This window comes from Pseudomonas amygdali (assembly GCF_002699855.1).
Lineage (GTDB): Bacteria > Pseudomonadota > Gammaproteobacteria > Pseudomonadales > Pseudomonadaceae > Aquipseudomonas > Aquipseudomonas amygdali.
This window is the reverse complement of sequence record NZ_LKBW01000331.1, coordinates 1-19,922: the sequence shown is the minus strand read 5'-3', so window position 1 is coordinate 19,922 and position 19,922 is coordinate 1. Positions and strand designations below refer to the sequence as shown.

Below are 19,922 nucleotides of genomic sequence, written 5' to 3'. Positions count from 1 at the left end.
TAACGGCCTGAGTCCTGTGGAATTCAGGATGCAGGCCGCCAAGGCAGCGTAAGTGGATAATTGTCCAACCTTCGGGGGGCATACCACTCCAGCGTGGGAATGCCCTTCTTGACGCTCTGCGTCATGGATTTACGCCACGCTGTTNGGCATACCACTCCAGCGTGGGAATGCCCTTCTTGACGCTCTGCGTCATGGATTTACGCCACGCTGTTTATTCAGGAGAGGACGCAGAGCGTCCGGAACGGCATACCCACGCGGAGCATGGGCACGATGGTGTTCTGCGGAGCGTCGTTCCTCACGCTACTGCACGCTGGTGTTCTGCCGTACACCTATCGTTCCGCACGCTCCAGCGTGGGAATGCCCTTCTTGACGCTCTGCGTCATGGATTTACGCTACGCCGCATATTCAGGAGAGGACGCAGAGCGTCCGGAACGGCATACCCACGCGGAGCATGGGCACGATGATCTTCTCCGGGTCTCACGCTACTGCACGCTGGTATTCTCCGGACCTCGTGCTCCCGTTGCCAAGAGGAGCCTGGCGCTTACTCCAGATGCTCCGGCTTGACCGGGTCGCCTGATTTGGCGTGGAGTTTGTCGCGAATGTCCGCGAACATTCGGTCGTAGTCCTTGTGCTGGGCGATGGGCAGTGCGGCCGAGTTGGGCAAGCCGTGTCTGATCGCGATGCGACTGGCGTCATGGGCGAAGTTGAAGGCGAGGTCACGGGGCAGTTGGAACTGCTCTTCGAACGGCTTGCCGTTGATTTCGCCCTGCATGGTGAAGTGCATGGACGTGCACGTGCCTTGCTTGGGATCTTCCTCCACGTTGTAGCGCAAGTGGATGTCGTAGCTGATATCCGACGGTTGAAGCGCCACGTGGGTGAGGTGCAGATGGCCTGGCTCGTACATGAAGTGACTCCATCAAGTGTTGAGTGTGTTCAGTCTGACACTCCTCGCGACCGGACGGTTCAGCCTCGTGCAGGGTGCCGCTCGCATCATGCCTGCGCTCAACGATCGATCTTGTCCGGTTCCGGCCTCGACCATATCCACAGATTACCCAGCGCCATACCGGTAAGAGCCAGATAAAGCCACCAGGCGTGGCCGATCAGGCTCAGCATCACCACGGCGCAGACCAGCATGCTGATGGTGGCGCTGATCTTGGCCTTGCGGGCGACCAGTCTGCCGTTGCGCCAGTTGTGCAGAATCGGGCCGAACACACGATGGTTTTCCAGCCAGGCATTCAGACGCGGCGAGCTGCGTGTCGCCGCCCAGGCCGCCAGCAGAATGAACTCGGTGGTCGGCAAGCCGGGAATGAAGATCGCGACAATGCCGATGCCGAGGGCGACATAGGCGAGGATGCCGTATAACAGGCGCGAGAGTTTTGAGCCGGGTGGTTTGTACGTCATGGTCTCTACAGGCAGGTTCGGGGAGCCCGGCCAGCTTAAAAGCACCGGGCGCTTTTTCATGCCTGTGCCATGTCTGCAACCGGGGCATCGGCGTAGGCGTGTTGCAGCAGGACATTGAAACGCTCGAATGCGGCAATGGCGCCTCGATCAAGTGCTGCTTCCTGCTCGGCGGTCAGCGACAGCTCGTCAAGCGTCCTGACAAAGGTCTTCCAGCCTGCTGCGCGGCCTCCGGCAGGCTCGCTCAGATGCCGGGCACCAAAGCTGTGGCTTAGGTTCAAGGCTTCAGCACGTTTGATCAGGAATGCAGCACCCAGCTTGGAACCTTCGGAAACAAATAGCCAGCCGAGCGCTTCTGCGGTGCTCGGCGTTTGTACTGCGCCAGCCACCGGCAGGGGAAGATCCATGTTTCAGGTCGGCAAGATCCGCCCCGGCCTGTTCTGCGCGGCAGCGGGCCGGCAGGTCGTTGATGATCGCCCCTAGCGCAGGCTCGTTGTACAGGCTTTGCAGTTCCGTCTGAAAAAGGTATTGAGCAACCACGAAGCGAGCGTAGCTGGCCAGGGTTTCAAACGGCGCATGTGCCTTGACCGCCTTGTCGAGCTGTTCGTGCGGCGCGTGGGTAATCTGATTCAGGCGTTGCGAACGCAGAGTCGGTCGGTTCTGATCAAGGGTCATCGAGTTCTTCTTTGCTGAAAAAGGGGGCTTGTTGAATAGACGAATAGCTGCACCCGAAAGCGTAAAAAAGCCTGCCGCCGATGTGCTCGGCGACGGGCTTTACGCTACTTTCGGGTTCATATGTCCCACACCACGTTGACGCTGAAGTTGCGTCCCGGTTGGGTCAGGCGATCCAGATTAGCGGGCGCCGTCACACCAGCTTCGCCCACGCCGTCGTAGCCGCGCACATCATCCCAGCGCCAGTATTTCTTGTCGGTCAGGTTGTACAGACCCGCATTGACGGTCACATCGTTGCTGACCTTGTAGTAGCCGCTCAGGTCCAGAATGCCGTAGCCCGGGGTCTTGAATTGACTGGAGGTGCCGTCCGGCGTGTGGAAATTGCTGTCATCCACGCGATTCTTGCGCTTGACCAGCGTCCAGCTCAGCAGGCCGCCGTAGTCATTCTGGTCATAGCCCAGGCCGATCACACCGGTCAGCGGGTTGACGCTGTTGATTGGCTCGCCTGTATCGTTGTTGCGGCCCTGCACGTAGGCAACCGATGCCTGGCTGTAGAGACCGTTTGGCGCACCGATGCTGTCGAGATTGATGCGCCCTTTGAATTCCGCGCCCTTCATGGTTGCGTGCTTGATGTTGTTGGACTGGAACGTGAGTTCGCTGTAACCGGGGGTGATGGCGTCCTCGTTGATGAAGTCACGGTATTTGTTGTAGAACACCGCGATGTCGAACGAGCCCGCTTCGAAGCGACCGCGTAAACCGGTTTCATAGCTTTTGCTGGTTTCCGGCTCCAGGTTCGGATTGGGCTCAACCACGTAGCCTGCCGTCGGGTTTTCGAAGCGTCCATAAAGTGACTTGGCCGACGGTGTGCGGAAACCTTCGGCATACTGGCCGTACCAGGTGTAGGCGTCGCTGAATGCATAAGTCACACCGAACTTGGGCGACAAGCGATGCCATGTCCGCGTTTCGTCGTTGCCCTGACCTGGGTCGGCCAGGCTGACCGACCTGAGAAATTCTGGCGTGAACTTCGGGTCGAGTGTGGTGTGGTCATAACGCACGCCGGGCATGAAGGTCCAGTCGTTCCAACTGATCTGATCCTGGGCGAACAGCGCATAGCTGGTGATGGTCGGGTCCGGGAAATCGCTCGTCGCGGCCAGACGGTCGCTCGGGCTGTCTGCACCGACCACGCGGCAGGAGCCGAATACGCGTGCACAGGTCCCGCTGCCGCTGCGCAGCCCGGTGACTTTCTGCTGCTTTACCGTCGTACCGTAGGTCAGCACATGGTCCGTGCTGGCGATAGAGAATGCCTTGTCCAGTTGGGCATCGAATACCCACTGCTTTTCCTGATAGTGCGTGTCGCGATCACGAATGACATCTCGGGAAAACGGAAAGTACCGCTCCCGGGTGTTTTGATCAGTCTTTGCGGTCTGGTAATTCAGGCTCCACTTGAGGTTGTCGACCAGCAGGCTATCGACGGCGAAGCTGTTTTCGACCCCGAAGCGCTCGCGGGTGATGGTGTCGTTACCCTCGCGCGATTGATACATGCCCAGCCCGCTGCCGTTGGTGAACGGCCCGCCTACTGCGCTTTTCAGGTTGCTGTCGCGGTCGTCCTTGTACTTTTCGTAGGCCAGAGCCAGACGCGAACCGTCGGTATAATTCCAGCCCAGCTTGGCCAGCACGTTGGTGCTGCGCGCATCCTCAGGGTTGGCTTCGGTGCGGCTCAGGCCTGTGCCACCTGTTTCGCCATAGGATTCGGTCTCATGACCATTGCGCTGGCTCACGTGCAGCAAGCCGTCAAACTCGCCCTGACGGCCTGCGACAGTGGCCGAGTTCAACCAGCTTTCGTCTGCCGAGCTGTAACCGGTCTTGAGGCGTGCGCCGACATCCTTGCCGGGCTTGATGATGTCATCCGGGTCCAGCGTGTAATAACTGACCACCCCACCAATTGCGCTGCTGCCGTACAGGGCCGAGGCCGGACCGCGGAGGATTTCCACGCGCTTGACGATCTCCGGGTCGACATAGTTGCGATGGGTCTGCGCATAAGGACCGGTGAAAAAGCTGTCCGGGACTTCCACGCCGTCGACCTGAGTCAGTATCCGGTTGCCGTCAATGCCGCGGATGTTATAGCCGGTTGTGCCTGCGCGCTGGCCTGCGCCGCCCACCGAAACCCCCGGCTCGTAGCGCACCAGATCACGGATGGTGTTGACGTTGCTGCGGTCCAGTTCTTCACGGGAATGCACGCTGACGGTGCTTGGTACCGTGGCGACATCCTGTGCCTGACGCGTGGCGCTTAGGGTGATCTGATCGAGGGCCATGACGCCGACGGTTGCGGTGCGCCTTTCCAGCACTACATTGTTGTTACCCAGATTGCGATAGCTCAGCGAGCTGCCGGCCAGCAGGGTGTCCAGCGCCTGCGCAGGTCTCAGGTTGCCGCGGGCACCCTGGGAGGTGACGTTTTGCGCGAGATCCGATGACACGCCCACCTGCCAGCCGGTGATGCGGCTGAATTCATTGAGTGCCGACACCAGCGATTGCTGGCCAATCGAGAAGTTGTAGGTGCCTGCCGAACGTGCCGCCTGGGTGCTTTCACTGGCAGCACTGGCGTTGACCGTCTGTAGACTGGCGCCCAGCACTGCAAGTGTCAGCAGAGATAGCGTGAGCCGTACGCATGGTTGGGCGGCAGGCGTGAACGTGGATGACATCGGTAGCGCTCCCTGGGGTGTTGCTCGTTATAGTGTTTACAAACCGTTTCAAAATGAGAATCAGTTGCATTGGCTATAGCTAGACGAACGGGCAGTCGCTATCGAAAAAAAAACTTTTCTTCTGTTGAGAATCACCAGCGCGGGCATTTCGTGAAGGCTTGCCGAGGTGATCTGTGCCAGCGACCGCACCACGTCGAGCGGGTTGTCCAGGCGATAGTTTCCGGTCACCGCCACACGATCCAGTTGCGGGTTGGTGTTGATGATCCAGCCGGGATAGTAACGACGCAGCTCGGTCAGCACTTCGCTCAGCGGACGGTTGTCGAAGATCAGTCGACCTTGCACCCAGGCGAAATCCCTGACCGGGTCAAGCTTTTCACGATGCCCGAAGCCAGCAGGCCCCACGCGAACGCTTTCTCCGGCCCCCAGGCTGACGCTGGAGTCGCCGCGTGTGGCACGCACGTCGACAGCGCCGCGCTGCACTTTTACTTGGGCAACGCCGTTCAGATAACGCACGGAAAATTCGGTGCTGTTGGCACTCATGCGCACCGGTCCGGCTTCGATTTCCAGTGGCACGCCCGCTCTGGAACTGACATCGAAGAATGCTTCGCCTTGCAGCAGGCGAGCAGAGCGCCGCTGTTCACCTACCTGACTGGAGAACGCCGAGTCGGTGTTGAGCAGCACTTTCGAGCCGTCTGCCAGTTCCAGGCGCTGGCGCTCACCCACTATCGTCAGGTGATCGGCCTGCAGGCGCAGCGGCAGATTGCTGAAACTGAACAGCCCCAACAGCAACACCGCTGCAGTGGCGAGAGGTATCCATTGCGCACGGACACGTTGCCACGCCGATGGCTTGCGGGGTTGCGCGATGCTTTCGGCGGCGTGCTGAACCGGCTGTGAATTCCAGAGTGTCCGGGCCTTATCGAAGGCGCGTGCGTGTTCCGGATCGGCGTTCAGCCATTCCTGAAAACGGGCAAGCCGGATGGCGTCTGCGCTTTCCAGTTCGACCAGCCAGGTCAGTGCCTGATCCATTGCAGCATTGCTCAACACGTCCTGCGCAATCGCGTGCGGGCGTTCGGTTCTCGGGGCCACAGTGTTCCTCGGCAATCCTGAAACTGTATCGATAAGAGTCTGGCAGCGTGCGGCAGGGTTCAGGGCGGGTCAAGTCTTGAGAGGACGCCTACGCAGATGGCCATGATCAGTTTCAGTTCTTTCTGGACAGTACTGGCGGAGACCTGAAGCTGCTCGGCGATTTCCAGATAACTGCGGCCATCGAGGCGGCTGAGGGTAGAGATTTTCTGCTGACGCGGGCTCAACGTACTCAGGCTGGCACTCAGGTTTTCAAGCAGGCGCTTGGCATGCGCAGCGTCCTCAGGCGAGCCCATCTGGGCTACGACGCTTTCGAGTTGGGCGGGTGAGACATCTTCGAGCATGGTCCGGCCATGAATACGCCGCGCACGCAAATGATCCAGCGCCAGGTTGCGGGCGGTCTGAAAGACGAAGGGTTCAAGGTGGTCGACGGGGTGTTCGGTCAATGCACGGCTGACGCGCAGCCAGGTTTCCTGAAGCAGGTCTTCGGCAGCGTTTTGGTTGCCGACCATGCGTTGCAGGGTGCGTAGCAGAACCGGGCGCTGGGCCAGAAAGACATCGTTGAAGCGTGACTGCGACACAGAGAGGCCCGACCAGAGATGTGAGCAAATGATAATGCTTCTCATCTTTTGGTCGGGTCAAGCCTGCATCTGTAAATAATTATCTTACGCTGCTGCCCACTGCGACGCTGAATTTACTCGGCGTTGTGCAGCGCCAGGCAGTTGTCGAGCATGCGATTGGAGAACGCCCATTCGTTGTCGTACCACGACAGTACTTTGAGCAACTTGCCACTGACCTTGGTGTGATTGGCGTCGAAAATCGACGACAACGGGTTGTGATTGAAGTCGTGGGAAACCAGCGGCAGGGCGTTGTAGCCCAGCACCTTGGAATGCTGGCTGGCTTCTTTCAGCAGCGCGTTGACTTCATCGACTGTGGTTTCGCGCTTCAGGGTCACGGTCAGGTCGACCAGCGAAACGTTGATGACCGGTACGCGTACCGCCATGCCGGTGAGTTTGCCTGCCAGCTCCGGCAGTACCAGGCCCACTGCTTCGGCAGCGCCGGTCTTGCTGGGGATCATCGACTGCGTCGCCGAGCGGGCGCGGTACGGATCGGTGTGATAGACATCGATCAGGTTCTGGTCGTTGGTGTAGGCATGGATGGTGGTCATCAGGCCATTTTCGATCCCCAGTTCACGGTGCAGTACCTGGGCGACCGGGGCCAGGCAATTGGTGGTGCAGGATGCACTGGAGATGATCTGGTGCGACTGACGCAGCGTGTCGTGGTTGACACCATAGACGATGGTGGCATCGGCACCGCTGGCCGGGGCGGAGATAATGACCTTGCGGGCACCGGCAGTAAGGTGCGCTGCTGCCTTGTCACGGCTGGTGAACAGGCCGGTGCACTCGAACACTACATCAATGTCCTGCGCCTTCCACGGCAGCTCGGCCGGATTGCGAATGGCACTGACCGAAATACGGTCACCATTGACGGTCAGGCTATCCTTGTCGCACTCGACCGTGCCGCTGAAAGGGCCGTGTACGGTGTCGAAGCGCAGCAGGTGTGCGTTCATTTCGCTGTCGCCAAGATCGTTGATGGCGACGACCTGCAGGTCCTGGCGGTAGCCTTGGGTATACAGTGCGCGTAGGACGTTGCGGCCGATGCGGCCAAAACCGTTGATTGCGATACGAAGAGTCATACAGCCGTCCTTCTGAATTTGTTGTTGGAATTACAAGATTATTCTCATAGAAATAGAAAACAAGCCTTTTTAGTGGCAATATTTTGTTTTATCTACAACTAAAAGCCTGAAAGGCCCTCCCGGTTGATCGAGATCAGGGTTCTGCTCCCCGCCCGTCACTGCTCGAAAACCGGAACCGTCTTTACGGGTGACCTTAGACGTTAGCCTGGAGTTCATCACATGCATCCCCGCGTCCTTGAAGTAACCGAGCGACTCATCGCCCGCAGTCGCGATACCCGTCAGCGCTACCTTCAATTGATTCGCGGCGCAGCGAGCGATGGCCCGATGCGCGGCAAGCTTCAATGTGCCAACTTTGCTCACGGCGTCGCTGCCTGCGGGCCAGAAGACAAGCAAAGCCTGCGTCTGATGAACGCCGCCAACGTGGCAATCGTCTCTTCCTACAACGAGATGCTCTCGGCGCATCAACCCTACGAACACTTTCCTGCCCAGATCAAACAGGCTTTACGTGACATTGGTTCGGTCGGTCAGTTTGCCGGCGGCGTGCCTGCCATGTGCGATGGCGTGACTCAGGGTGAACCGGGTATGGAGCTGGCCATTGCCAGTCGCGAAGTGATTGCCATGTCCACGGCAGTTGCTTTGTCACACAATATGTTCGACGCCGCGATGATGCTGGGTATCTGCGACAAGATCGTCCCTGGCTTGATGATGGGCGCACTGCGTTTTGGTCATCTGCCGACCATCTTCGTGCCGGGCGGACCGATGGTTTCAGGTATCTCCAACAAGGAAAAAGCCGACGTACGGCAGCGTTACGCGGAAGGCAAGGCCAGCCGTGAAGAGTTGCTCGACTCGGAAATGAAGTCCTATCACGGTCCGGGAACCTGCACCTTCTACGGCACTGCCAACACCAACCAGCTGCTGATGGAAGTCATGGGCATGCACCTTCCCGGTGCCTCGTTCGTCAATCCCTACACACCACTGCGCGATGCACTGACCGCCGAAGCAGCTCGCCAGGTGACGCGTCTGACCATGCAAAGCGGCAGCTTCATGCCGATCGGCGAAATCGTCGACGAGCGCTCGCTGGTCAACTCCATCGTTGCCCTGCACGCCACTGGCGGCTCGACCAACCACACGCTGCACATGCCGGCGATTGCCCAGGCCGCGGGCATTCAACTGACCTGGCAGGACATGGCCGACCTGTCGGAAGTGGTGCCAACCCTGAGTCACGTCTACCCCAACGGCAAAGCCGATATCAACCACTTCCAGGCGGCTGGCGGCATGTCGTTCCTGATCCGTGAGTTGTTGGCTGCCGGTCTGTTGCACGAAAACGTCAATACCGTGGCCGGTTACGGCTTGAGCCGCTACACCAAAGAGCCATTCCTGGAGGATGGCAAGCTGGTCTGGCGCGAAGGACCGCTTGAAAGCCTTGATGAAAACATTTTGCGTCCGGTCGCCCGTCCGTTCTCGCCGGAAGGTGGTCTGCGGGTCATGGAGGGCAACCTAGGCCGCGGTGTGATGAAAGTCTCCGCAGTGGCCCCGGAGCATCAGATCGTCGAAGCGCCAGCCAAGGTCTTTCAGGATCAGAAGGAGCTGGCCGACGCTTTCAAGGCCGGCGAGCTGGAGTGCGATTTCGTCGCCGTGATGCGCTTCCAGGGCCCGCGTTGCAACGGCATGCCCGAGCTGCACAAGATGACGCCGTTTCTGGGTGTCCTTCAGGATCGCGGGTTCAAGGTTGCGCTGGTCACCGATGGACGCATGTCGGGCGCTTCGGGCAAGATCCCGGCGGCGATCCATGTCTGCCCGGAGGCGTTCGATGGTGGCCCATTGGCGCTGGTACGCAATGGCGATGTGATCCGTGTGGATGGCGTAAAAGGCACGTTACAAGTTCTGGTCGAAGCGTCAGAATTGGCCGCCAGAGAACCGGCCATCAACCAGATCGACAACAGTGTCGGCTGTGGCCGCGAGCTCTTTGGATTCATGCGCATGGCCTTCAGCTCCGCAGAGCAGGGTGCCAGCGCCTTTACTTCTAGTCTGGAGACGCTCAAGTGAAGTTGGCCCTGGTCGGTGATATAGGCGGTACCAATGCACGTTTTGCCATTTGGGAAGACGACTCGCTGCATTCTGTCCGGGTATTCCCGACCATTGACTACGCCGGGCCGGAAAAGGCCATCGAAGTCTATTTGCAGGACCTTGAATTGCAGCGTGGTGATATCAGCCACGTATGCCTGGCCGTGGCCGGACCGGTGGATGGCGATTTTTTCCAGTTCACCAACAGCCACTGGCAGTTGAGCCGTGAGGCATTTTGCGCCGACCTGAAAGTCGATCATCTGCTGCTGATCAACGACTTCACCGCCATGGCGCTGGGCATGACCCGGCTCAAGGAAGATGAATACCTGACGGTTTGCCCTGGCGCAGGCAAGCCTGATCGGCCGCGTGTGGTGGTCGGGCCGGGTACCGGGCTGGGCATCGGTACGCTGATCAAGCTTGACGGCAGTCGCTGGCTGGCGCTGCCGGGCGAGGGCGGGCATGCTGACCTGCCAATCGGCACCGCACGCGAGGCCCTGTTATGGACACGCCTGATGGCTGAGCATGAGCATGTCAGCGCTGAAGTGGTACTCAGTGGCGCGGGCTTGCTGTTGCTCTATCAGGTCAGTTGCGCCCTGGACGATATCGAGCCAGTGCTCAAGTCGCCTGCGGCTGTCACCTCGGCAGCGCTGGCGGGCGACCCGGTAGCCGCAGCCGTGCTGGAGCAGTTCTGCGTGTTTCTCGGCAGAGTGGTGGGCAACAATGTACTGACCCTGGGCAGCCTGGGCGGCGTGTACATTGTCGGCGGTGTGGTGCCGCGCTTCACTGAATTCTTCATCAACAGCGGTTTCAAACGAGCCATGGCCGAGAAGGGCGTGATGAGCTACTATTTCAAGAACCTGCCGGTCTGGCTGGTCACCGCCGAGTACCCTGGCCTGATGGGCTCAGGCGTCGCTCTGCAACAGGCCTTCGGTTCGCAGATCTGAGCAGCATCCCATAACAACAAAGATTCACCGTCAAACAAGGACGCCTCAACTTGAGTTCAGTCAGTAAATCGATCCTGCTGGTGGATGACGATCAGGAGATTCGCGAGTTGCTGGACGCCTACCTGAGTCGTGCCGGTTTTCAGGTGCGCACGGTGGGTGATGGCGCGGATTTTCGCCGCGCCTTCAACGAAGAACCCAGTGATTTGCTGATCCTTGATGTGATGCTGCCTGATGAAGACGGTTTCAGTCTGTGCAAATGGATCCGCCAACATCCGCGCCAGCCGCATGTGCCGATCATCATGTTGACTGCCAGTTCGGACGAAGCCGACCGGGTCATCGGCCTGGAATTGGGCGCTGATGATTATCTGGGCAAGCCGTTCAGTCCGCGTGAGCTGCAAGCGCGTATCAAGGCACTGTTGAGGCGCGCCCAGTTCGGTCAGGAGCGTCCTGGCGGCGATGTCATTCTGTTCGACGAATGGCGGCTGGACATGGTCAGTCACAGGTTGTTTCACAATGACGGCGAAGAAGTGATTCTGTCCGGTGCCGACTTTGCGCTGCTCAAGCTGTTTCTCGACAACCCCCAGCAGATTCTCGACCGCGACACTATCGGCAATGCCACACGCGGGCGTGAGCTGATGCCGCTGGAGCGGATCGTCGACATGGCGGTCAGTCGGCTGCGTCAGCGTCTGCGCGATACCGGCAAGTCACCGCGCCTGATCCGCACCATTCGCGGCAGTGGTTATCTGCTGGCCGCGAACGTCAACTCGCAAGCGGGCAACGGCTATTAACTCGCCGGTGGCAGGAGCGAAAAGAACCGGCCTGCCACTGCCGCGCTCATTGCTGGGGCGCATGCTGCTGTTGACGTTACTGGCGGTTCTGCTGGCTCAGACACTGTCCAGTGTGATCTGGCTGTCACAGTTGCGCGCCACACAGACCGAAGGGCTGGTGACCAGCGCGCGCAGCCTCGCTTACTCGATGGCCGCCAGTGTCAGTTACTTTCGCTCATTGCCGCTGGCCTACCGGCCCATGGTGCTGGATCAACTGCGCAGTATGGGCGGCACCCGTTTCGTCGTCTCGCTCAACGATCACCCGTTGGATATGCAGATCATGCAGCCCACGCCTCGCAAACAGGCGGTGCTGGACGTGGTGGGCGAGGTATTGCGCCAGCGTCTGGGCAATGGGCCGGACATCACCGTGTGGTTTGCGCGGCCTGATGAACTGCGCATTTTCAACAGCGGCCTGAAGCTCGATGAACTGCCGCGTTCCTGGGCGCATTACGCGCTGACACTTGAACCGGTGAACCCGCCGGTGCTGGTCACGCAAATCGAAATGGCGCCCGGTGAATGGTTCTACATTGCCTCTCTGCTGCCTGAGCCATACACCTCGCTGGAGGAGCAGGAGCTGCCCCTTCAGCAGGTTTCATTCATCGTCCTGACCAGCATGTTTTTGCTGTTGTTCATCGGTTTGCTGGTGCATTGGCAGAGCCGGCCGCTCAAACGCCTGGCGCGGGCCGCACGGGACATGTCACTGGGCGCGGACGTCGAGCCGGTGGTCGAGGGCGGCGGCAGCGAGGTGATCGAGGTCAGCCGTGCGTTCAACGCCATGCGCACCCGTATCAGCCGCTACCTGACCGAACGGGGTCAGTTGTTCAGTGCCATCTCGCATGATCTGCGCACGCCCATCACCCGGCTGCGGTTGCGTGTCGAGCTGCTGGAAGATGAGCACCTGCAGCGTAAATTCAGTCGCGATCTGGACGAGCTGGAATTGCTGGTCAAAGGCGCGCTGCAGTGCGTCAAGGACACCGATATTCATGAAAACATCGAGCCGGTGGACCTCAATGCACTGCTTGATTGCCTGGTCGAGCCCTGGCTGCTTGCTGACGGCAATGGGCGGGTCACGCAGCAAGGCGAGGCTCAGGCTGCCTATCCCGGCAAGCCGTTGGCGCTGCGGCGCTGTATGGGCAACCTGATCGACAATGCCCTTAAATATGGCCATCGCGCTCATCTGAAAGTCGAGGATAACGCCACGGCTTTCGTCCTGCATGTGGATGACGAAGGGCCTGGTGTGCCCGAACAACGTCTCGAACACGTTTTCGAACCGCATTTCCGTCTGGCAGGCAATCAGCAGCAGGACTACGGTCTGGGCCTGGGTATCGCGCGCAACATTGCCCACAGTCACGGTGGCGAAGTCAGCCTGCAGAACCTGCGTGAGGGTGGGTTGCGGGTAACGTTGTACCTGCCGAGAACTGCGGAATGACGCGCTGCACAGTGGCTTTTAGCTAGCGATTGCACCGGGAGTTCGATTGTCACCATCCTGTGACAATCGCGCGTCCCTTCGTTACTGTCGGCGCTTCAGGCTTGGTTAGACTCCTACGAAGCGCAAGCATCAGACTTGCTCATGCATAACAACAAGAAAGGTCAATTCGATGAATTCCATGTCACGTCTCGCTGTTGTCATCTCTCTCGCTTCGTTGTTCCCTCTGAGCGCTACTGCCGCTGAATCCAAAGGCACTGTAGAAGTTGTGCACTGGTGGACGTCGGGTGGCGAAAAGGCTGCGGTCGATGTTCTGAAAGCTCAGGTTGAAAAGGACGGCTTTACCTGGAAGGGCGATGGCATCAGTGGTGGCGGCGGTGCCGCTGCCATGACAGTGCTTAAAAGCCGAGCAATGGCAAGTAACCCTCCCGGCGCTGCGCAGATCAAAGGACCGGATATTCAGGACTGGGCCAAAATGGGATTGCTCGACACTGACGCGTTGAAAGACGTCGCCAAAGCCGAGAAGTGGGACTCTCTGCTGGATAAGAAAGTCTCCGACACCGTTAAGTATTACGGCGATTACGTTGCCGTGCCGGTGAACATCCACCGCGTCAACTGGCTGTGGATCAACCCTGAAGTTTTCAAGAAGGCTGGCATTGACAAGGCTCCCACCACCCTAGAAGAATTCTACGCTGCGGGCGACAAGCTGAAAAAAGCCGGTTTCATTCCGTTGGCACACGGCGGTCAGCCTTGGCAGGACAGTACCGTGTTTGAAGCCGTTGTACTGTCGGTCATGGGCGCTGATGGCTACAAGAAGGCGCTGGTCGACCTCGACAAAGGCGCACTGACCGGCGAGGGCATGGTCAAGTCGCTGACTGAGCTGAAAAAGGTCGCCACCTACATGGATATCGATGGCAAGGGCCAGGACTGGAACCTGGAAGCTGCCAAGGTCATCAACGGCAAGGCTGGCATGCAGATCATGGGTGACTGGGCCAAGAGCGAATGGACCGCCGCCAAGAAAGTCGCCGGCAAGGATTACCAGTGCGTAGCCTTCCCGGGTACCGACAAGGCATTCACTTACAACATCGACTCGCTGGCGGTGTTCAAGCAGAAAGACAAAGGCACCACTGCCGCTCAGCAGGACCTGGCCAAGGTCGCGATGGGTGAGGACTTCCAGAAAGTCTTCAGTATCAACAAGGGTTCGATCCCGGTTCGCCAGGACATGCTAGCCGACATGGACAAGTATGGCTTTGATTCCTGCGCCCAGACCGCTGCCAAGGACTTACTGGCCGACGCGAAGACCGGTGGCCTTCAGCCAAGCATGGCGCACAACATGGCGACTTCGCTGGCAGTTCAGGGTGCCTTCTTTGACGTGATCACCAACTACATCAATGACCCGAAAGCCGACCCGGCAGAAACAGCCAAGAAGCTCGCTACCGCGGTCAAATCAGTCCAGTGATTGGTCTTTAATAGCCTGTAACCGCCGTCCGTGGTGTTGAAATCCGTCGTTGATTTCTCCCACGGCCTCGGCCTTGATTCGACACACCGGATGGGAAACGCCCGATGAGCTCTGTCGCTGCGATCAGCAAAGCCTCGCCAATGGATGCGCTGCAACGCTGGCTACCTAAACTGGTGCTGGCCCCCAGCATGTTCATCGTGCTGGTTGGTTTTTACGGGTACATATTGTGGACGTTCGTTCTGTCGTTCACTAACTCGACGTTTCTGCCTACTTACAGTTGGGCAGGTCTGGCGCAATATTCGCGACTGATGGACAACGACCGTTGGTGGGTGGCGAGCAAAAACCTCGCTGTGTTTGGCGGTATGTTCATCGCGATCAGCCTGGTGATCGGTGTACTGCTGGCAATTCTGCTGGATCAGCGTATCCGTCGTGAAGGCGTGATTCGCACTATTTATCTGTACCCGATGGCGCTGTCTATGATCGTCACCGGGACCGCCTGGAAGTGGTTGCTCAACCCCGGCCTGGGCCTGGACAAGATGCTGCGCGACTGGGGGTGGGAAGGCTTTCGTCTGGACTGGCTTATTGATTCCGACCGGGTTATTTATTGCCTGGTCATTGCTGCGGTGTGGCAATCGTCCGGCTTTGTAATGGCTCTGTTTCTGGCAGGACTGCGCGGTGTGGATCAGTCGATCATCCGTGCTGCGCAAATGGATGGCGCCAGTTTGCCAATGATCTACTGGCGCGTGGTGCTGCCAAGTCTGCGTCCGGTGTTCTTCAGCGCAATCATGATTCTGGCGCACATTGCCATCAAGAGCTTCGATCTGGTAGCCGCTATGACGGCCGGCGGCCCCGGCTATTCTTCGGACCTGCCCGCTATGTTCATGTATTCCTTTACATTCAGTCGTGGCCAGATGGGTATGGGCTCGGCGAGTGCGATTCTGATGCTCGGCGCGATTCTGGCGATTCTGGTGCCGTACCTGTATTCCGAGCTGAGGGCCAAGCGCCATGACTAGTCATGTTGAAAAACCGGGCATCAGCGTCAGCCGTGTTCTGATTTACGCCGTGCTGATACTGGCCTGTCTGATTTATCTGGTGCCGTTGGTAGTGATGTTGCTGACAAGCTTCAAGACTCCCGAAGACATCGGCACCGGTAACCTGCTGAGCTGGCCAAGCGTGATCACTGTCATTGGCTGGATCAAGGCCTGGGATATCGTTGACGGCTACTTCTGGAACTCGATCAAGATTACGGTCCCGGCGGTGGTCATTTCCACGTCGATCGGCGCACTCAACGGTTATGTGCTGTCGATGTGGCGCTTCAAGGGCTCGGAGTTGTTCTTCGGCCTGTTGCTGTTCGGCTGTTTTCTGCCCTTTCAGACCGTACTGCTGCCAGCGTCCTACACTCTCGGCAAGATGGGGCTGGCCAGTACGACCGTCGGGCTGGTGTTCGTCCATGTGGTCTACGGGCTGGCGTTCACCACGCTATTCTTCCGTAATTACTACGTCAGCATTCCTGATGCACTGGTCAAGGCGGCGCGTCTGGACGGTGCCGGGTTTTTCACGATCTTCGGCCGCATCATTCTGCCGATGTCCACGCCCATCGTGATGGTCTGCCTGATCTGGCAATTCACCCAGATATGGAACGATTTCCTGTTCGGCGTTGTGTTCTCCAGCGGCGATTCTCAGCCGATCACTGTGGCTCTGAACAATCTGGTCAACACCAGCACAGGTGCCAAGGAATACAACGTTGACATGGCGGCGGCGATGATTGCCGGCCTGCCGACACTGCTGGTCTACGTACTGGCTGGCAAGTATTTCCTGCGTGGGCTTACGGCCGGCGCGGTCAAGGGGTAATCATGGCGACTCTCGAATTACGCAACGTCAACAAGACCTACGGCAGCAACTTGCCGGACACGCTCAAGAACATCGACCTGTCGATCAAGGATGGCGAGTTTCTGATTCTGGTCGGCCCTTCCGGCTGTGGCAAATCCACCTTGATGAACTGCATTGCCGGTCTGGAAAGCATCAGCGGCGGTGAGATTCTCATCGATGGCCAGGACGTCAGCAGCACCAGCCCCAAGGACCGCGACATCGCGATGGTCTTTCAGTCCTATGCCCTTTACCCGACCATGAGCGTGCGTGAAAACATCGCGTTCGGGCTGAAGATCCGCAAGATGCCGCAAGCCGACATCGACGCGGAAGTGGCTCGCGTAGCCAAGCTGTTGCAGATCGAGCACTTGCTCAATCGCAAGCCGGGCCAGATGTCCGGTGGCCAGCAGCAGCGTGTCGCGATGGGTCGTGCCCTGGCGCGTCGTCCCAAGATCTACCTGTTCGATGAGCCGTTGTCCAACCTCGATGCCAAGTTGCGCGTCGAGATGCGTACCGAAATGAAACTGATGCACCAGCGCCTTAAAACCACCACCGTCTATGTGACCCATGATCAGATCGAGGCCATGACGCTGGGCGACAAGGTCGCGGTCATGAAGGACGGTATCGTTCAGCAATTCGGTACGCCCAAGCAGATTTACACCGATCCGGCCAACCTGTTCGTCGCCAGTTTCATCGGTTCGCCGCCGATGAACTTCATCCCGCTGCGTCTGCAACGCAAGGATGGCCAATTGATTGCGCTGCTCGACAGTGGTCAGGCGCGTTGCGAGCTGCCGGTCGGGGTATCCGATGCCGGGCTGGAAGATCGAGAAGTCATTCTCGGTATCCGGCCGGAACAGATTATGCTTGCTGGCGCTGAGTCGAATGGCATGCCGACCATCCGTGCCGAGGTCCAGGTGACCGAGCCTACCGGGCCGGACACGCTGGTGTTCGTCACGCTCAATCAGAGCAAGGTCTGCTGTCGCCTTGCGCCTGATGTCGCACCGCAGGTGGGCGAAAGTCTGACCCTGCAGTTCGACCCTTCCAGGGTGCTGATTTTCGATGCTCAGAGCGGTGAGCGTCTTGGAGTTCTGGGGGCACCACCTTTGGCTGAACGTGCAAACAATGTTCCAGTTGAGCCGCAAGTGATAAATTGATTCAGCACCGAGCATCGCTGGCCGGCTGTCTACTGCCACAATGACGCGGCCGACCGGCGAAAACGAAGCAGTGAATGAAGCAAAACGTCTACCAAAGCTAATAACAATAAAACGAGGATTGATGGGATGAAGAAGATCAACAAAGGTAAATCGCTTTCCCGGTTCCAGTTGGTAAGCACGCTGTCGGTGTTGGGTGCGATGGGGCTGGCAGGCAGCGTTCATGCTGCCGACGCATTTTCTGTCGATTCACCGTGGATGACCGGCGACTGGAACGGCAAGCGTACCGAACTGCTCGACAAGGGCTATGACTTCTCGCTGGAATACGTTTCCGAGATGGCCAGCAACATCAAGGGCGGTTACAACGACGACAAGACCGGCCGCTACAGCGACCAGTTCGCGCTGGGCATGAAAGTCGATTTGCAGAAGGCTTTCGGCTGGCAGGACGCAGAGTTCAAGCTGGCAATCACCGAACGTAGCGGGCGCAACATCTCCAACGACCGGATCGGCGACCCTCGTGCCGGTACCCTCAGTTCCTCCCAGGAAGTCTGGGGTCGCGGCCAGACCTGGCGTCTGACGCAAATGTGGATCAAGCAGAAGTACTTTGACGGCGCGCTGGACGTCAAGGCTGGTCGTTTCGGACCGGGCGAAGACTTCAACAGCTTCCCTTGCGATTTCCAGAACCTGTCGTTCTGCGGCTCGCAGGTCGGTAACTATGTGAACACCTGGTACAACTGGCCAATCAGCCAGTGGGCCTTGCGCGTGAAGTACAACATCACGCCGGAAGTGTATGCACAGGTCGGCGTCTATGAGCAGAACCCCTCCAACCTCGAAACCGGTAACGGCTTCAAACTCAGCGGCAGCGGCACCAAAGGTATGATCCTGCCGGTTGAACTGGTCTGGACCCCGACCGTCAATTCGTTGCCCGGTGAATACCGTGTCGGCTTCTACAAGAGCACGCCCAACGCCGACGATGTCTATGAAGACGTTAACGGTCAGCCACAGGCAGCTACCGGCGCTGCGTTCAAGTCGCATGACAGCAAGCACGGCTGGTGGGTTGTTGCTCAGCAACAGCTGACGACTCACGATGGCGATGCATCGCGCGGCCTGAGCATTTTTGCCAACGCTACCGTGCACGACAAGGCCACCAACTTCGTCGATAACTACCAGCAGATCGGTTTCACGTACAAAGGTCCGTTCAACTCGCGTCCGAAAGATGACATCGGTATCGGTATCGCCCGTATCCACGTCAACGACGATGTGCAGGATCGTGTGCGTCTGGCCAACCAGATCAGCGGCATCAACGACTACGACAACCCTGGCTACCTGCCGGTCCAGAGCACTGAGTACAACTCGGAAATCTACTACGGCTTCCACGTTACCAACTGGCTGACCGTGCGTCCCAACCTGCAGTACGTCAAGCACCCTGGCGGTGTAGATCAGGTTGATGACGCGATTGTGGCGGGCATCAAGATCCAGTCGAAGTTCTGAGTACTGATTGACGCGTAACGCGATCAAAGGTCGTGTGTGCTTTGCGGGCAGCCTGGCTGCCCGTTTTTTTTGGCTTGATCCTTTTATTTTTCAGGGACGCGATTGGCGATGACCTCTCTCGACGCGCAACTGCCTGAACATCCATTGCAACGCTTCTTCCGATCCCGACGTGCCAGACCCACTTTCGAGTGGGAGCGTCACCAGCTGCGCGATGTACTGGTTATCGATCATCCGCAGTGTCAGGCGGTCTTCAGTCGCCAGGGCGCGCAGTTGCTGCATTTTCAGCCGCAAGGCCAGAAACCCTGGCTCTGGTGCGCTGCACAATGGCCGCAGGTGGGGGCGATTCGGGGTGGCGTGCCAGTGTGCTGGCCCTGGTATGGCCGACACCCCGGTGAAAGCGGCTGGCCGGCACACGGCTGGGGACGCTTGCTGGACTGGAAACTGATCGACAGCAGCGAGAGCGAAAAGGGCGTCAGCCTGCACTGGCGCTTACAGCTGTGGGACTGGCAGGTCGACCTGCATGCCGAGCTGGGGCAGGGCATGGAGTTGCGTCTGAGCACACGCCACGAGGACAGTGAGCCGTGTCATTTCAGCCATGCGCTGCATGCGTACTGGCGGATTGGCGATGTGGCTGAAGTCGCGCTTGAGGGCCTTGATGGGGCGCAGGGTTATGACGAACTCAGCCGACAGGTCTGCCAGCAACAAGGCGAATTACGTGTGGCAGGCGGCTGCCAGCGAGTCTTCGAACATGCCGGTGCCTTGCAACTGCAGGACCCGACCTGGCAGCGCAGGCTGAACATCGACACCGGCGACAGCGCCAATACAGTTGTCTGGCACCCCGGCAACAGACCGCTACTGGGAGTGTGTGGCAGCGAAACCGCAGGCTTTGTGCGCGTGGAAGCCGCTTCGGGTTCCGGCGACGCCTTCAGCCTGCAACCGGGCGAGCAGGTGCAACTCAAATTGCAGGCCAGCCTGGCGGGGTGATTTGCGTGTGACGCGGAGCGTCACGAACTGCATGCCGACGCGGAGCGTCGGCACGATAGTCAAGACCGCAGTCATTGCCGAAAAAGCGCTTTTCTATCGCGATGGAACAGACAACGCAGAGTGCGACGTTAGTGACGGCTGAGTCCTGGCGCTGATCCGGGG

Annotated in this window: 15 protein-coding genes and 3 pseudogenes; 10 read left to right on the top strand and 8 right to left on the bottom strand. The window is 58.8% G+C overall.

What is annotated here, in order from left to right; all coding sequences use genetic code 11:
• Positions 1-541: 541 nt before the first annotated feature.
• The 7 genes and pseudogenes from AO277_RS27795 to gap all read right to left on the bottom strand — a co-directional run bounded on the left by AO277_RS27795 (position 542) and on the right by gap (position 7,548).
• Complete coding sequence (locus tag AO277_RS27795) at positions 542-904, bottom strand: DUF5064 family protein (protein WP_044319271.1); 363 nt, start codon at positions 902-904, stop codon at positions 542-544.
• A gap of 98 nt (positions 905-1,002) precedes the next feature.
• Positions 1,003-1,461, bottom strand: coding sequence for a YbaN family protein (locus AO277_RS27790; RefSeq protein ID WP_002552308.1), 459 nt, complete (start codon positions 1,459-1,461; stop codon positions 1,003-1,005).
• A pseudogene (locus AO277_RS27785) lies at positions 1,458-2,073 on the bottom strand (biliverdin-producing heme oxygenase). Before AO277_RS27785 ends, AO277_RS27790 begins: the two are co-directional and overlap by 4 nt.
• A 116-nt stretch (positions 2,074-2,189) precedes the next feature.
• Positions 2,190-4,769, bottom strand: coding sequence for a TonB-dependent receptor (locus AO277_RS27780; RefSeq protein ID WP_044319270.1), 2,580 nt, complete (start codon positions 4,767-4,769; stop codon positions 2,190-2,192).
• Positions 4,770-4,892: 123 nt separating this feature from the next.
• Positions 4,893-5,855, bottom strand: a pseudogene (locus tag AO277_RS27775) (FecR family protein); the annotation flags it as partial.
• Between the two features lie 59 nt (positions 5,856-5,914).
• Positions 5,915-6,433, bottom strand: coding sequence for an RNA polymerase sigma factor (locus AO277_RS27770; protein WP_044319269.1), 519 nt, complete (start codon positions 6,431-6,433; stop codon positions 5,915-5,917).
• Between the two features lie 113 nt (positions 6,434-6,546).
• Positions 6,547-7,548: a type I glyceraldehyde-3-phosphate dehydrogenase gene (gap, locus tag AO277_RS27765; RefSeq protein WP_002552314.1), complete on the bottom strand. Its 1,002-nt coding sequence runs from the start codon at positions 7,546-7,548 to the stop codon at positions 6,547-6,549.
• A gap of 219 nt (positions 7,549-7,767) precedes the next feature.
• Here gap and edd point away from each other — a divergent pair, with 219 nt between their 5' ends.
• The 10 genes from edd (at position 7,768) to AO277_RS27715 (ending at position 19,760) form a co-directional block, all read left to right on the top strand.
• Positions 7,768-9,594, top strand: a complete 1,827-nt coding sequence (edd, locus tag AO277_RS27760; RefSeq protein ID WP_044319268.1) for a phosphogluconate dehydratase — start codon at positions 7,768-7,770, stop codon at positions 9,592-9,594.
• Complete coding sequence (locus AO277_RS27755; protein ID WP_044319267.1) at positions 9,591-10,556, top strand: glucokinase; 966 nt, start codon at positions 9,591-9,593, stop codon at positions 10,554-10,556. The genes edd and AO277_RS27755 overlap by 4 nt, the downstream gene beginning before the upstream one ends.
• 50 nt (positions 10,557-10,606) lie before the next feature.
• Complete coding sequence (locus AO277_RS27750; RefSeq protein ID WP_044319266.1) at positions 10,607-11,344, top strand: response regulator; 738 nt, start codon at positions 10,607-10,609, stop codon at positions 11,342-11,344.
• Positions 11,345-11,405: 61 nt separating this feature from the next.
• Positions 11,406-12,812, top strand: coding sequence for an ATP-binding protein (locus AO277_RS27745; RefSeq protein ID WP_044319272.1), 1,407 nt, complete (start codon positions 11,406-11,408; stop codon positions 12,810-12,812).
• A gap of 169 nt (positions 12,813-12,981) precedes the next feature.
• On the top strand, positions 12,982-14,268 hold the full coding sequence (locus AO277_RS27740) for an ABC transporter substrate-binding protein (RefSeq protein WP_044319265.1): 1,287 nt from the start codon (positions 12,982-12,984) through the stop codon (positions 14,266-14,268).
• Between the two features lie 104 nt (positions 14,269-14,372).
• On the top strand, positions 14,373-15,281 hold the full coding sequence (locus tag AO277_RS27735) for a carbohydrate ABC transporter permease (RefSeq protein WP_044319264.1): 909 nt from the start codon (positions 14,373-14,375) through the stop codon (positions 15,279-15,281).
• Positions 15,274-16,119, top strand: coding sequence for a carbohydrate ABC transporter permease (locus AO277_RS27730; RefSeq protein WP_002552321.1), 846 nt, complete (start codon positions 15,274-15,276; stop codon positions 16,117-16,119). The genes AO277_RS27735 and AO277_RS27730 overlap by 8 nt, the downstream gene beginning before the upstream one ends.
• Positions 16,120-16,121: 2 nt before the next feature.
• A complete protein-coding gene (locus tag AO277_RS27725) occupies positions 16,122-17,288 on the top strand; it encodes an ABC transporter ATP-binding protein (protein WP_005732726.1) in 1,167 nt (388 codons plus the stop codon).
• A 126-nt stretch (positions 17,289-17,414) separates the two neighbouring features.
• Positions 17,415-18,776, top strand: coding sequence for a carbohydrate porin (locus tag AO277_RS27720; protein WP_002552322.1), 1,362 nt, complete (start codon positions 17,415-17,417; stop codon positions 18,774-18,776).
• Between the two features lie 108 nt (positions 18,777-18,884).
• A complete protein-coding gene (locus AO277_RS27715) occupies positions 18,885-19,760 on the top strand; it encodes a D-hexose-6-phosphate mutarotase (RefSeq protein ID WP_044319263.1) in 876 nt (291 codons plus the stop codon).
• On the opposite strand, the pseudogene AO277_RS28830 reads toward AO277_RS27715, so the two are convergent.
• Positions 19,732-19,922, bottom strand: a pseudogene (locus AO277_RS28830) (hypothetical protein); the annotation flags it as partial. The gene AO277_RS27715 and the pseudogene AO277_RS28830 sit on opposite strands and share 29 nt — an antisense overlap.

Coding starts and splice junctions, on each gene's coding strand:
- AO277_RS27795 (WP_044319271.1), bottom strand. CDS start 904: ATGTACGAGCCAGGCCATCTGCACCTCACCCACGTGGCGCTTCAACCG.
- AO277_RS27790 (WP_002552308.1), bottom strand. CDS start 1,461: ATGAAAAAGCGCCCGGTGCTTTTAAGCTGGCCGGGCTCCCCGAACCTG.
- AO277_RS27780 (WP_044319270.1), bottom strand. CDS start 4,769: ATGTCATCCACGTTCACGCCTGCCGCCCAACCATGCGTACGGCTCACG.
- gap (WP_002552314.1), bottom strand. CDS start 7,548: ATGACTCTTCGTATCGCAATCAACGGTTTTGGCCGCATCGGCCGCAAC.
- edd (WP_044319268.1), top strand. CDS start 7,768: ATGCATCCCCGCGTCCTTGAAGTAACCGAGCGACTCATCGCCCGCAGT.
- AO277_RS27745 (WP_044319272.1), top strand. CDS start 11,406: ATGCTGCTGTTGACGTTACTGGCGGTTCTGCTGGCTCAGACACTGTCC.
- AO277_RS27740 (WP_044319265.1), top strand. CDS start 12,982: ATGAATTCCATGTCACGTCTCGCTGTTGTCATCTCTCTCGCTTCGTTG.
- AO277_RS27735 (WP_044319264.1), top strand. CDS start 14,373: ATGAGCTCTGTCGCTGCGATCAGCAAAGCCTCGCCAATGGATGCGCTG.
- AO277_RS27730 (WP_002552321.1), top strand. CDS start 15,274: ATGACTAGTCATGTTGAAAAACCGGGCATCAGCGTCAGCCGTGTTCTG.
- AO277_RS27725 (WP_005732726.1), top strand. CDS start 16,122: ATGGCGACTCTCGAATTACGCAACGTCAACAAGACCTACGGCAGCAAC.
- AO277_RS27720 (WP_002552322.1), top strand. CDS start 17,415: ATGAAGAAGATCAACAAAGGTAAATCGCTTTCCCGGTTCCAGTTGGTA.
- AO277_RS27715 (WP_044319263.1), top strand. CDS start 18,885: ATGACCTCTCTCGACGCGCAACTGCCTGAACATCCATTGCAACGCTTC.